10 protein-coding genes are annotated in these 13,538 nt (G+C 61.9%); 4 read left to right on the forward strand and 6 right to left on the reverse strand.

Going from position 1 to position 13,538, the window contains the following annotated elements:
• Positions 1–105 precede the first annotated feature (105 nt).
• The gene (gene hrpB, locus AB4N85_RS18015; protein ID WP_252868335.1) at positions 106–2,625 is read right to left on the reverse strand and encodes an ATP-dependent helicase HrpB; all 2,520 of its coding nucleotides are present in this window, start codon (positions 2,623–2,625) and stop codon (positions 106–108) included.
• A gap of 110 nt (positions 2,626–2,735) precedes the next feature.
• Between hrpB and AB4N85_RS18020 the strand changes: the two genes are divergently transcribed.
• Positions 2,736–3,155 carry a polyribonucleotide nucleotidyltransferase gene (locus AB4N85_RS18020; RefSeq protein ID WP_252868336.1) on the forward strand — a complete coding sequence of 140 codons (420 nt, stop codon included), beginning with the start codon at positions 2,736–2,738 and terminating at the stop codon, positions 3,153–3,155.
• A gap of 13 nt (positions 3,156–3,168) precedes the next feature.
• Positions 3,169–4,065 (forward strand): cation diffusion facilitator family transporter, encoded by an 897-nt coding sequence (locus tag AB4N85_RS18025; protein WP_056790613.1) that lies wholly within the window; start codon positions 3,169–3,171, stop codon positions 4,063–4,065.
• Here the strand turns inward: AB4N85_RS18025 and AB4N85_RS18030 are convergent.
• Positions 4,059–4,997: a DUF6515 family protein gene (locus tag AB4N85_RS18030; protein WP_252868337.1), complete on the reverse strand. Its 939-nt coding sequence runs from the start codon at positions 4,995–4,997 to the stop codon at positions 4,059–4,061. The genes AB4N85_RS18025 and AB4N85_RS18030 overlap by 7 nt on opposite strands.
• Positions 4,998–5,447: 450 nt before the next feature.
• On the opposite strand from AB4N85_RS18030, the gene AB4N85_RS18035 reads away from it, so the two are divergent.
• Positions 5,448–5,927: an Lrp/AsnC family transcriptional regulator gene (locus AB4N85_RS18035; RefSeq protein ID WP_007909658.1), complete on the forward strand. Its 480-nt coding sequence runs from the start codon at positions 5,448–5,450 to the stop codon at positions 5,925–5,927.
• An 804-nt stretch (positions 5,928–6,731) separates the two neighbouring features.
• The gene (locus AB4N85_RS18040) at positions 6,732–6,941 is read left to right on the forward strand and encodes a DUF2788 domain-containing protein (RefSeq protein ID WP_016773053.1); all 210 of its coding nucleotides are present in this window, start codon (positions 6,732–6,734) and stop codon (positions 6,939–6,941) included.
• Here AB4N85_RS18040 and AB4N85_RS18045 read toward each other — a convergent pair.
• The 4 genes from AB4N85_RS18045 to AB4N85_RS18060 form a co-directional block, all read right to left on the reverse strand.
• Positions 6,936–7,571: a pseudouridine synthase gene (locus tag AB4N85_RS18045; protein ID WP_056790617.1), complete on the reverse strand. Its 636-nt coding sequence runs from the start codon at positions 7,569–7,571 to the stop codon at positions 6,936–6,938. The two genes, AB4N85_RS18040 and AB4N85_RS18045, sit on opposite strands and share 6 nt — an antisense overlap.
• 72 nt (positions 7,572–7,643) lie before the next feature.
• A complete protein-coding gene (gene amn, locus AB4N85_RS18050; RefSeq protein WP_167351308.1) occupies positions 7,644–9,143 on the reverse strand; it encodes an AMP nucleosidase in 1,500 nt (499 codons plus the stop codon).
• A 192-nt stretch (positions 9,144–9,335) separates the two neighbouring features.
• On the reverse strand, positions 9,336–10,991 hold the full coding sequence (locus AB4N85_RS18055) for an acyl-CoA dehydrogenase family protein (protein ID WP_252868338.1): 1,656 nt from the start codon (positions 10,989–10,991) through the stop codon (positions 9,336–9,338).
• 95 nt (positions 10,992–11,086) lie between these two features.
• Positions 11,087–13,438, reverse strand: a complete 2,352-nt coding sequence (locus tag AB4N85_RS18060; RefSeq protein ID WP_252868339.1) for a hybrid sensor histidine kinase/response regulator — start codon at positions 13,436–13,438, stop codon at positions 11,087–11,089.
• Positions 13,439–13,538: the final 100 nt, after the last annotated feature.

Below are 13,538 nucleotides of genomic sequence, written 5' to 3' on the forward strand. Positions count from 1 at the left end.
GTTGTCAGGCAACAAGGCTTGATATTGTTCAGGCGGCGATTTTGCGAGCCTGAACAACCAAGGGCAATTAGCACGGATGGGCTAATGGCACGCAGCCATTGCGGGTCAGGTGCCCCGTGGTTTCGCCCGCGCCGTGGCTTCGGCGACCAAGGGATCGTCCGGCCAATAATGCTTCGGATAACGCCCCTTCAGATCCTTCTTCACCTCGGCATAGGTGCTGCGCCAGAAGTTGGCCAGGTCCTGCGTGACCTGCACCGGTCGCCGCGCTGGCGACAGCAGATGCAGCTTGACCACTTGCCGGCCGCCGGCAATCCGTGGCGTATCGGCCAGACCAAACAGCTCCTGCAAGCGCACCGCGAGAATCGGTGGATGGTCGCTGTAATCCAGACGAATCGATGAACCCGACGGCACGCTCAAATGATGCGGCGCCAGCTCGTCGAGTTTCTGTGGCAGCGGCCACGGCAGCAGATTGCGCACGATGCTCGACAGGTCGAGGTTGGCGAAATGGCTTAGCCGCGAGACCTTGCCCAGATACGGCATCAGCCAGTCTTCCATGGTATTGAGCAGCGCTGCATCGCTGACATCCGGCCATTGGCTGTCGTCCTGAGTGCGCAGATCGAGCTGGCGCAACAGCGCCACCCGCGCTTGCCACTGGCGCAGTTCCGGGGTCCATGGCAGCAGCTCCAGCCCCTTGCGCCGCACCAGATTGACCAGCGCCTGACTGCGCGCGTTTTCATCGAGACCGGTCAACGGTTCGCGGCTGAGAATCAGCTCGCCGACCTTGCGCTGGCGCTCGGCACGCAGCACGCCTTCGCGTTCATCCCAATCGAGTTGATCGACGCTGCGCACTTGTTCGGCGAGCACCGAATCGAACAGCGCCGGATCGAAATCCGCCGCCAGATAGATGCGTTCTTCGCGCTGGCCCTGGCGGCTGCCAAGGTCGGCGATGACGATCCACTCGTGCTTCATCAGGCTATCGGCCTCAGCGAACAGCGCCGCGCGACCGTTGGCCAAACGGAATTCAGCCCCACCGGAACGCCGTTGCTGGGCGACGCGATCCGGGTAGGCCAGCGCCAACAGAGCACCGAGCCAGCGCGGATGCTCGGCATCTTTGACCGGCTCGCTCGCCTTGCCGCGCAGATAACCGCGATATTGCCGAGCCAATTGCCGGGCACGTTGCACCCCGCCCTGCGCGCCACGACCGGCGCGCTCTTCGCCGGAAAGCAGCACCAGCCTGCTGTGCAGATCCGCACCGGCACCGCGCAAGATATCGCGCTCGCCGAGCAGCGCCGCCACATCGCAGGCCATCGCCGCCAGCCCCAGCGCCTGACCGCGCAACAGCAAGTGCGCAATGCGCGGATGCGCCGGCAATTCAGCCATGGCCTGGCCGTGGGCCGTCAGCGTGTCGCCGTGCAACGCGCCGAGCCGTTGCAGCAGATCCTGCGCTTGGGCATACGCGGCGGCGGGCGGTATGTCGAGCCAGACCAGTTCGCCCGGGGTCACGCCCCAGCGCCCCAGCTGCAAAGCGAGGCTGGCCAGATCCGCCGAGAGAATTTCCGCGCTGCCATAGGCCGCCAGTTGTTCGTGCTGATCCTGTGACCACAGGCGATAACACACGCCCGGCTCCAATCGCCCGGCGCGGCCGGCACGCTGGGTGGCGCTGGCCTTGGAGATGCGTTGAGTGTCGAGGCGGGTCATGCCGCTGCCCGGGTCGAAACGCGGCACCCGCGCCAGCCCGGCATCGATGACCACGCGCACGCCGTTGATGGTCAGGCTGGTCTCGGCGATGTTGGTTGCCAGCACCACTTTGCGCTGACCGGGCGGCGCCGGATCGATCGCCGCGCGTTGCGCATTGAGGTCGAGTTCGCCGTGCAACGGGCACAGCAAGATGTCTTTGCGCTCGCCAATGGCGTCGGCCAATTGCTGATGCACGCGACGGATCTCCGCTTGCCCCGGCAGAAACACCAACATGCTGCCGGTCTCGTCGTGCAGCGCTTCGAGCACGGTTTGGGTAACGCGTTGATCGATGTATTCCCCTGGTTGGAACGGCCGGCCCCAGCGCATCGTCACCGGGTACATGCGGCCTTCGCTGCGCAGGATCGGCGCGTCATCGAGCAACCCCGCCAGGCGCTCGCCTTCGAGGGTCGCCGACATCAGCAGAATCTTCAGCGGCTGTTCAGCGCGAAACAGCTCGCGACCGTTCAGACTGAGCGCCAACGCCAGATCGGCGTCGAGACTGCGTTCATGAAATTCGTCGAAGATCAGCAGGCCCACACCCTCCAGCGCCGGGTCGTCCTGCAAGCGCCGGGTAAGGATGCCTTCGGTGACCACTTCGATACGGGTTTTCGGGCCGACTTTGCTGTCGAGGCGGATGCGATAGCCGACGGTTTCACCGACCTGCTCGCCGAGCTCGCTGGCCAAACGTTCCGCCGCTGCGCGCGCGGCCAGACGCCGTGGTTCGAGCATGACGATGGTCTGCCCGGCCAGCCAGGCTTCGTTGAGCAAGGCCAAGGGCACGCGGGTGGTCTTACCGGCGCCGGGCGGTGCTTCGAGCACGGCTTCGTGGCGTGACGCGAGGGCTTCACGCAGGGCGGGTAAAACATCATCGATCGGCAAAGAAATCATGCTGGCTCCCAAACAGAGCGGCGAGTATAACGACGAACTGTCTGACGTTCGTCAGGGTCTTAACTTCACAAGACGAAGCTTCGTTATTTGATGACTCAGGAGACATTTCCATGCGCTTACCCTCTCGCCTGATCGGCGGTGTTCTGGTCACCACTCTGCTCACGCAACTGTCGGCGTGCGGTTCGATTTTCTACCCGGACCGCCGTGGCCAGATCGACGGCAAGATCGACCCGGCGATTGCCGTGCTCGATGCCGTCGGCCTGCTGTTCTACATCATTCCCGGGCTGATCGCGTTTGCCGTCGACTTCGCCACCGGGGCGATCTATTTCGAACCGGGCCACACCGCGCAGATCGATCCGGCCAAGCTCAAGCAAGCCATCGGCCCGGACGGTCAGGTCGACAATCACAAGTTGCAGGCGATTCTCGAGAGCGAACTGGGTAAAGACTTTCCTCTCGACGACCCGCGCCTGATCCAGCACAAGGGCAGCACTCAGCAACTGGCGATGTTCGGCCTGCAACCCGCCGCTTGAATAAGGACGTTCAATGACCTCCAGCCCCGAACACGCCCGCCTGCTGCGGCTGGCGACCCGCGCCTCGGTGGCGGTCGCGTGCACGCTGATCGTCGCCAAAGCGATTGCCTGGTGGCTCAGCGGATCGGTGAGCATGCTCGCCGGCCTCACCGACTCGGCGCTGGATGGCGTCACTTCAATGCTCAATCTGCTGGCGGTGCATTACGCACTGCGTCCGGCGGATGACGATCACCGTTATGGCCACGGCAAAGCCGAATCGCTGGCGGGCATGGCGCAGGCGTTGTTCATTGGTGGCAGCGCGGTGTTGATCGCGTTTCAGGCCTACGAGCGCTTGCAGAAACCAGAGCCGCTTGGCGCGCCGTGGCTGAGCATCGGTGTGATCGTGTTTTCCCTGCTGCTGACGGCGGCGCTGCTGATGTTGCAGCACCGGGTGATCAAGCAGACCGGCTCCAACGCCGTGCGTGCCGACTCCCTGCATTACCGTTCGGACCTGCTGCTCAACGGCAGCATCCTGATCGCGCTGGTGTTGGCCGGGATGGGTTTTGCGCAACTGGACGCGTGGTTCGGGCTGGGGATCGCCGTGTACATTTTCTGGAGTGCGATCCAGATCGCCCGGGAAAGTTTTTCGGTGTTGATGGACGAGGAGTTGCCGACCGATGTCAGCCAGCACATGCTCGAACTGGCGTGCAGCGTGCCGGGGGTGCTCGGTGCGCATGACTTGCGCACGCGGATCTCGGGCAACCACTGGTTCGTGCAATTGCACCTGGAATTGCCGGGCGAACTGACCCTGTCAGTCGCCCATGGCATCAGCGATCAAGCGGCGGCGGCGATTCACAAGGAATATCCGAAGGCCGAGGTGCTGGTGCACGCCGACCCACAGGAAGTGGTGCTCGCCGCCCGCACTCAGTAATTGACTTGGTAACCGCGACTGCTCAGGCAGTTGCCCTGCGCCTGGCGATAAGCCTGAACCACCTCGGGCGCCGGTTGGTAGGTCGCGGTGCGCGGGTCGAAACCGCTTTGCTGCACAGCGTACTGCGAGCACTGGTAACCGTCCTGCTGCACCTGCTGCGGTGACTGGCCGTTGGCCGGGTAGGCTTCGACGTCATAGCCTTGAGATTGCGGTTGCGGCGGTTGCTGCAGCGGCGGCTCGACGACCACGTAATCCTGCGTCGCCTCTTGATAGGCGTAATACGAGCCGGCGGCGAGGAACAGCAGCGAGCCGCCGATCCACACTTCACGGGCGTAATCCGGCAAATACTGGATGCGGATCCCGCGCGGCGGCTGCACGACGATGTAGCGTGGGCCTTGCGGGCGATACCAATAGCCACCGGAATAGAAGTAATCCTGACCGCGATACGGCACGCGGTAATCACGATCCGGGAAACGGTCGATCACATGGCCTGGACGATACTGCGGGCCAGGACCCCAGCCATTGCCATGACCGTTCGGCCGTCCCGGCCAGCGGTTGTCATCGGGACGCGGCTGCGTCTGCCATTGCTGATTGTGGTAACCGTTCTGCGGGCGCTCGTCGCGGTAGTAACCCTGACGCGGTTCCTGGGTCTGGCGCACGGCGTCGGGTCGCGACTGGATCGGCAGGTTGTTGCCCGGCTGGCGAGGCGGTTCTGGACGATCACCGACACGGTTGCGGTTCTGCCATTGACCGTCATTGTTATGCGGCTGGCCGTTGTGCTCGAACTGACGGCTGTTGTCGCCACGGATGATCCCGTCCTTCTGCGGCCCGTTGCCCGGCCCACGATTCTGCGGCTCATCGGCCAGCGCTTGCGCACTGACACCCACACACAGCAAACCAACACCGGCCAGACGCCAGATGCGCGAATTCATGCTTTTCCTCACTGCGGGAGCCTGTCGTTGGCAGGGCTTGTTGCTGAGACTCGAAACAGCCCCACCGGGTTCTGCAACAGGTTATCAGTCGCGCGACTTATTTATTGAGGCGCCTACATGAAATCGCAGGCAAGAAAAAAGGGAGACCCGTCGGCCTCCCTTCTGGAGAACTTCGTCCTGGCTCGACGCTTTTGACGTCGGCTCACCTCACGCTGTCTTCTGGGCAGTGTGCAGCTCGGGGGCCGGCACATCCCCGGTGGGGGTGGCGGCCGCGGCGGGCCTGATTGGGCGGGCCGCGTGGACTGTGTTACCGAGCAGTGATTCTGGTGTTAAGAATAAGCCTGAGGCTGCGACAGAGGATTGCGAAAATTGCTCAATTAAACACCGCTTGCGCAATTTTTAACCCTGGATAGATAATCTGCCGCAATAGTTACGACCAAGGACAGATTGATGAGCAAACTTGACCGGTATGACCTGAGTATTTTGGCGGAATTGCAGCGCGACGCCCGTATCTCCAACCAGGAACTGGCCGAGCGCATCGGTCTGTCGCCCTCGCCTTGCTCGCGCCGGGTCAAGCAGCTGGAAGACGATGGCTATATCTCGCGCCAGGTTGCGCTGCTCGATCGCAAGATGCTCGGCTTGAGCCTGACGGCGTATGTACTGATCGGCATGGACCGGCACACCCCCGAGCGCTTCGAGAATTTCGAGGCGGCAATCCGCACGTTGCCGCAAGTGCTGGAATGCAGTCTGGTGACCGGAGTGGATGCCGACTACCAGTTGAAAGTGGTGGTGCCGGATATGGATCACTATCAAAAGTTGCTGTTGGGGCATCTGACCCGGATCGAGGGGGTCACCAGCGTGCGGTCGAGTTTTGTGCTGAACCAGGTTTTGAACAGTACTGAATTGCCGCTGACTCATTTGCGTAGCTAAGCAAAAGCCCCTCACCCCAGCCCTCTCCCGGAGGGAGAGGGAGCCGACCGAGAGATGCTCTAGAAGTACGCCGACCTGAAAGTTCTGTTGTGAATCCATAAGCGACTCGATATTTCAGGTCGATGTAAGACGCCAGACACCTCGGTCAGTCCCCTCTCCCGGAGGGAGAAGGAGCCGACCTAGAGATGCTCTAGAAGTACGCCGACCTGAAAGTTCTGTTGTGAATCCATAATCGACTCGATATTTCAGGTCGATGTAAAACGCCAGACACCTCGGTCAGTCCCCTCTCCCGGAGGGAGAGGGAGCCGACCTAGAGATGCTCTAGAAGTACGCCGACCTGAAAGTTCTGTTGTGAATCCATAATCGACTCGATATTCAGGTCGATGTAAGACGCCAGACACCTCGGTCAGTCCCCTCTCCCGGAGGGAGAGGGAGCCGACCTAGCGATGCTCTAGAAGTACGCCGACCTGAAAGTTCTGTTGTGAATCCATAATCGACTCGATATTTCAGGTCGATGTAAGACGCCAGACACCTCGGTCAATCCCCTCTCCCGGAGGGAGAGGGAGCCGACCTAGAGATGCTCTAGAAGTACGCCGACCTGAAAGTTCTGTTGTGAATCCATAAGCGACTCGATATTTCAGGTCGATGTAAGACGCCAGACACCTCGGTCAGTCCCCTCTCCCTCCGGGAGAGGGTTAGGGTGAGGGCAACAATTGCGGATCAGACCCAGATCAATGCCACCCCACCGACCATGGCGTATACTCGCCGCCGCCCTTTCAGCCCTGTCCGCGCCGGAGATCGCCAATGGATCCAGCACTGTTCGAAGAGTGGATGATGACCGGTCTGGTCAGCATCCTGATCATTTTCATGGGTTTCATCGTCTGGGATCTGGCGAAGAAGTCCAAGGCCGGGCGGTTCGGCTCGTTCATTCTGTTTTTCGTGCTGGGCCTGGGCGTGGCCGCGTTCATCATCAAGAGTGTGGTGATCGGCCTGATCGAGTCCGGCGCCTTATAAGCGCGCCGGCACTTCCCGCCACTGGCCCTGATCCAGCCCTTCAAGGGTCCAGTCGCCAATCCTGACTCGCACCAGACGCAACGTCGGCAGCCCGACCGCCGCCGTCATGCGCCGCACCTGACGATTGCGCCCTTCGCGAATCACCAGTTCCAGCCATGAAGTCGGTATGGTCGCGCGAAAGCGTACCGGCGGATTGCGCGGCCACAACTGCGGCTCAGCCAGTTGCCGCGCTTGGGCGGGCAGAGTCATGCCGTCATTCAGCTCGACGCCATCACGCAGGCGCTGCAACTGCTCAGCCGTCGGCTCGCCCTCCACCTGCACCCAATAGGTCTTCGCCAGTTTGTGTTTCGGATCGGCGATGCGCGCCTGCAACTGGCCGTCGTTGGTCAGCAGCAACAAACCTTCGCTGTCGCGATCCAGACGTCCGGCCGGGTAAATCCCTGGCACATCGATGTAATCCTTGAGTGTCGCCCGCCCTTCACCGTCGCTGAACTGCGTCAGCACATCGAAGGGTTTGTTGAACAGGATCAGTTTCGGCTCGGCCGGTGGTGCCTTGGCAACACGGCGCGGGGCAGAAGACTGAGGCTTCACGCCGGGGCGGCGGGAAGGGGGACGCGGGGGACGGGACATAAGAGACAGAACATTTAGCGATCAGGGCTGACAATGCTAGTGCCCCGACCGCCAAATGACCACGACTAACCGTTAACGGAACGGCGGCTCGTCGAAGCTGCGCAGTTTGCGCGAGTGCAGCGAGTTGAGCTCGGTGCGCAGCAGATCCACTGCTTCGATGCCGATTTTCAAATGCTGGCTGACCGCACGCTCGTAGAAGGCGTTGGCCGAGCCCGGCAGTTTGATTTCGCTGTGCAGCGGTTTGTCCGAAACACAGAGCAACGTGCCGTACGGCACCCGCAGGCGATAACCCTGCGCTGCGATCGTGCCGCTTTCCATGTCCACCGCCACTGCGCGGGACAGGTTGATCAGCGGCCGTTCCTGCGCCCAGCGCAGTTCCCAGTTGCGGTCGTCGTAGGTCAGGACCGTGCCGGTGCGCAGGCGTTTCTTCAGGTCGTCGCCTTTCTCGCCGGTGACATTCGCCGCTGCCTGTTGAAGCGCAAGCTGCACTTCGGCCAGTGCCGGGATCGGAATATTCGGCGGCACCACACGATCAAGAATGCCGTCGCGACGCATGTAGGCGTGGGCCAGCACGTAATCGCCGATGGTCTGCGACTGACGCAGGCCACCGCAGTGGCCAATCATCAGCCAGCAATGCGGGCGCAGCACGGCCAGGTGATCGGTGATGTTCTTGGCGTTGGAAGGGCCGACACCGATGTTCACCAGCGTGACGCCGTGGCCGTCGTTGGCGATCAGGTGATAGGCCGGCATCTGGTAACGGTGCCAGACCACACCGGCGGCAATCGCCGAGGCTTCGCCGTGGTCCATGCTCTTCTCGATGATCACGTTGCCCGGCAGGACCATACGCACGAAGCGCGGATCGCGGCGCAACTGCTCCAGACCATGAACGATGAACTGATCGACGTAGCGATGGTAGTTGGTCAGCAGAATCCACGGCTGCACATGGCGCCAGTCGCTGCCGGTGTAATGCACCAGGCGGCGCAGCGAGAAGTCCACGCGCGCCGCATCGAACAGTGCCAGCGGCAGCGGATCGGTGTTTTCCCAGTCGTAGAGGCCGTCGGCAATGCCATCGGTGGCGGCGGACAGATCCGTGCTCGGGAACACCCGCGCCAGCACCGCCGCAGTGACGCCGGAACCGGCCAGTTCATCGCCCTGCTCGACCACGTACGGATACGGAATGTTCTGCTGGCTGACGCCGACTTCGACGGTCACGGTGAAGTCGTGCATCAACGGCGTCAGTTGTTCAAGCAGGTATTTGCGAAACGCCGCCGGGTGGGTGACGGTGACGCTGTAAGTACCGGGCAACTGCACCTTGGCGTAAGCGCGGGTGGTCTGCGGCACTTCGCCCTGGCAGTGGTAGGTCAGACGCAGTTCGGGATAACGAAACAGGGCACGCTGTTCGGCGTCGGGTTCGACGCGGTCCTTGAGGTAACGCTTGAGGGCAGAATTCAGCGCAGTGGTGGCCCGCTCATGCAGCTCGGCCAGACGATCCACGGCTTGTTCGGCGGTTTGAACGACAATAAACGCTTCGGTCACAATCAGCTTCCTGTGTTCTGACTTGCAGAGCTTCATCTTGCCTGCATCGTGGACGCACGGGAACAGTGGCGTTGTGGGTGTACCGAAATCTTTCAGGCAACCCGAATCACTGTGGGAGCTGGCTTGCCAGCGATGAGGCCGTCACATTCAACATCGATGTTGACTGACAGACCGCCATCGCTGGCAAGCCAGCTCCCACAGGGTTTTGTGGTGTCGGGAAAATTGCGGTCAGAAAAGCTGAGGGGTCGAGCGTGCGACGATGGCTTCGACGTCCAGCCCACGCGGCAACCCGCCGTAGACGCGACCGCCACCGCCACCGCTCAGGCGGCTGGCAATGAAAGCATCACTGACCGCCGAATTCCCCGCCTCCAACAGAAGCTTGGCCTGCAACCCAAGCGCAATGTCTTCAGTCAGTTGCCGCGCTCGATACTGAATTTCACTGGTGTCCTTGAATTGCGCCTGCAACTGCTGGATATGTGCGGCCAGACGCTTGTCGCCATGGCCATCGCCCAATTCGCTGAACAGCACATCCAACACACCCGGCTCCTTCGACAATGCGCGCAGCACATCCAGACATTGCACATTCCCCGAGCCTTCCCAAGTCGAGTTCACCGGCGCTTCGCGGTAAAGGCGCGGCAGGATGCTGTCTTCGACATAACCGGCGCCGCCCATGCATTCGGCGGCTTCGTTGATCATTCCTGGCGCACGTTTGCAGATCCAGTATTTGCCCACCGCCGTCACCAGCCGCGCGAACTGCGCTTCGTGGCGATCATCCAGATGATCCAGCGCTTTGCCCATGCGCAGACTCAAGGCCAGCGCGGCTTCGCTTTCCAGGGCCAGATCGGCGAGTACGTTTTGCATCAGCGGCTGCTCGCTGAGCAGTTTGCCACCGACCTTGCGGTGCGCGCAGTGATGACTGGCCTGGGTCAGCGCCTGACGCATCAGCGAACTGGAGCCGACCATGCAATCGAAACGGGTCATCGCCACCATCTCGATAATGGTTGGTACGCCGCGCCCTTCTTCGCCGATCATCCACGCCAGCGCCCCACGAAACTCCACTTCGCTGGAGGCGTTGGACTGGTTGCCGAGTTTGTTTTTCAGACGCTGGATGTAGAACTGATTGCGCGTGTCATCCGGGCGATGGCGCGGCAGCAGGAAGCAACTCAAGCCCTTGTCGGTTTGCGCCAATGTCAGGAAGGCGTCGCACATCGGCGCCGAGCAGAACCACTTGTGCCCGACCAGTTCATAGGCCTGACCCGGGCCGCTGGCGCCGACCGGGTAAGCCTTGGTGGTGTTGGCGCGCACATCGGTGCCGCCCTGCTTCTCGGTCATCGCCATGCCAATGGTCACGCCGGCCTTGTGCGCCATGCCGACGTTGCGCGGATCGTATTCGGTGGCGAGGACTTTCGGCAGCCACTGCTCAGCCAGCTCCGGCTGCAAGCGCAGGGCCGGCACGCTGGCGAAAGTCATGGTCAGCGGGCAACCACTGCCGGCCTCGGCCTGGCTGTGCAGATAGGTCATCGAAGCGCGGGCGACATGCGCGCCGTCCTGCGGGTGTGCCCACGGCAGCGAGGTCAGGCCATGTTCGATCGCCGTGCGCATCAGCTCGTGGTAGGCCGGGTGAAATTCGACCAGATCGATGCGATGACCGTAGCGATCATGGCTGGCGAATACCGGTTTGTTCTGGTTGGCGAGAAACCCCGCTTCCATCAAAGGCCCACCCGCGAGTGCGCCATAGGCATCGATGCGCGACTCGGCCCAACCGGCGCCAAAACGCCGCGACCACTCCTGCAGCGGCAGGTCGATGCGGTACAGGTTGGTGCCGTCCAGCGACGGTGGCTGATTGGTGACTTCGTGGGTTTCGGCGAACTGATGCAGGTTCATGACGGCGCTCCGTGTTCAGCAATGGCATCAGTTAAGCACTGGTGCTTTTTTGAACAAAGTGTCATAGACGCCGTTTTTGCGGCGCTTTTACCCCATCAGCAACTGAGCACGCGGCGCTGTAAAGCAGCCTGCAGATCCTCGAACTTCACCGGTTTGTGCAGATAGTCGATAGGCGCGCCCGGGGCGCATTGCTCGCGATCCGCACCCAGCGCCAGCATGAATACCGGCAAGTGCGCACAGCCCGGCAATGCATGGATCTGGCAGCACAGCGATGCGCCTTCGTGGCGGGGCAACTGGCAATCGATCAGCACCGCATCGAAGCTTTCCCGTTGCAGGCAGTCCAGCGCGGCGGCGCCGTTGTCAGCGCTGCGCACGCGGAAACCGAGCTTGAGCAACATGCCACGCATGACCAGTTGATTGACGCTGTTGTCGTCCACCAGCAGCACCGTGCAGTCCTGCGGCGCACGAATGCAATCGCGGGTCGGCTGATCCCCAGGCGCTTCGATCACCGGCAGTTCGAATTCGACATCGAGCTGGAAGCGGCTGCCGCGTCCCGGCTCGGAACGATGGGTGAGTTTGCCGCCGAGCAATTCGACCAGCTGCCGACAGATCGCCAGCCCCACCCCCAGGCCGCCGTATTCGCGAGTCATCGAACCATCGAGCTGGAAGAAACGCTGATACAGGGTCGCCTCGCCCAGATCAGTGAAACCGATACCGGTGTCGATCACCGCGAACGATAGCCCCATGCGCTCATCCGCCGACGGCCGCCCGGTAACGCGCAACGCCAGCCCGCCGACGCGGGTGAACTTGATCGCATTGTCCAGCAGGCATTCCAGGCACTGCGCCAGTTTCGCGCTGTCGCCGAGCAAGCGATCCGGCAGGGTCGGCAACACCTCGACCTTGAAGTCCAGCGACTTGCTCGCTGCATTACCTTCGAACTGCACGCGCAACGCCTCGACCACTGCGCGCAGGCTGAAACTGCCCGGCGTCGCCTTGAGTTTGCCGGCCTGCAATTCAGTGAGCGTGAGGATGCCATTGACCATGCGCATCATGTCGCGAGCAGAACCGGCGGCGGTTTGTTGATATTGCTCAAGCTCGGGATTGAGGTCGACGGTCTGCATCAGCTCCAGCGAACCGATCACGCCGTTCATCGGCGTGCGCAGTTCGTGGGTCAACGTCGCGAGGAATTCATCCTTGAGCTTGTTGCTGTGGGCCAGTTGCTGGTTGAGCACTTCGAGTTTCTGCCCGGCGTCGAACAAAGTCTGCGCCTGTTGTTCGCGCATGGCGTTGATGCGGTCGGCCAGCGCCAGCGACAGCAGCGCCACCTCGATGGCCGAGCCGATCTGGCTGGCGTACATGGTCAGGAACACGTTGGGCAGCAGGCCCAGCACCATCAGCGTATTGACGATGCCGCCGAGCAGGAATGCCGACCAGGCGATGATGAAGTAACGCGCCACCCGCAGGCCGCGCCACCAGGCAAGAATCCCGGCGGCAAAGATCACCACGGTGAAGGTCAGCGCCAGTGTGGTCGCCAGGCGCAGGGCCAGGGCGTAACTGGTCATCAGCGACAGGCCGATCACCAGCGCACTGAAGGCAATCAGGCCGATCAGCAAGCGATCCAGCCAGGGGCTGTGGGTCTTGGTCTGCAGGAAACTGCGGGCGAACTGGCTGCCGAACAGACCGGCGCAACCGATGAAGAACGGTGTCGCGGCGTTGGCCCACCATGGGTTGTCCGGCCAGAAATACTCGACCGCCGCGCCATTGACCGACAATTGATAGAGGCCGAACGAGCCGATATAGAAGATGTAATAGAGGTAACTGGTGTCGCGCACGCTCAAGTAGATGAACAGGTTGTAGACCAGCATCCCCAGCAGCACGCCATAAATGATGCCGAGTACATACAGGCGCACCGGTTGGTCTTCGAGGTATGCGCTGCTCGACCACAACGTCACCGGCGCCTGGATCGAGCCTTCGCTGGCCAGTCGCAGGTACAGCGTCTGCTGTTGATCCGGTTTGAAGGGAAGGTCGAACAGGTAGTTGTTCTGGCGGATCTCGCGACTGGCGAAGGGCAAGGCATCGCCGGTCTGGCGCACCAGTCGGTATTCGCCGTTGGCGCCAGGCAAGTACAGATCGAGGTGATCAAGCGGCGGATACGCCAGTTCCAGCAGCCAGGTGCGCTGGGCGGCCGGGTTGCTCGGGCGGTAATGCAGGTCGATCTTCAGCCAGAACGCCGAACGCGAGTAACCGGCATTGAGCGTGGCTTTGTCGTGAGCTTTGAACTGGCCGGCGGCATCTTGCGCGCGGACGTCGGCAATCGTCGCCTGACCGCTCGGGTCTTCGAACACTTGCAGCGATCGGCCCAGTGGCAGGCTTTGGGTGAATTCGTCGAATTCGACAGCGCTCGCCATGAGGGGCAAGCAGAACAGCAACATCAGCAAATAGCGCATTGAAGCCCCAGCGTGGCTCGTCCGGTTGTGTCAGGAAGCCCCCCATTCCCTTTGAGTAGACGTAAAACCGGTATTACCTGTGATTGTTTGGATCCAGCCT

Source organism: Pseudomonas sp. H1_G08 (assembly GCF_054681355.1).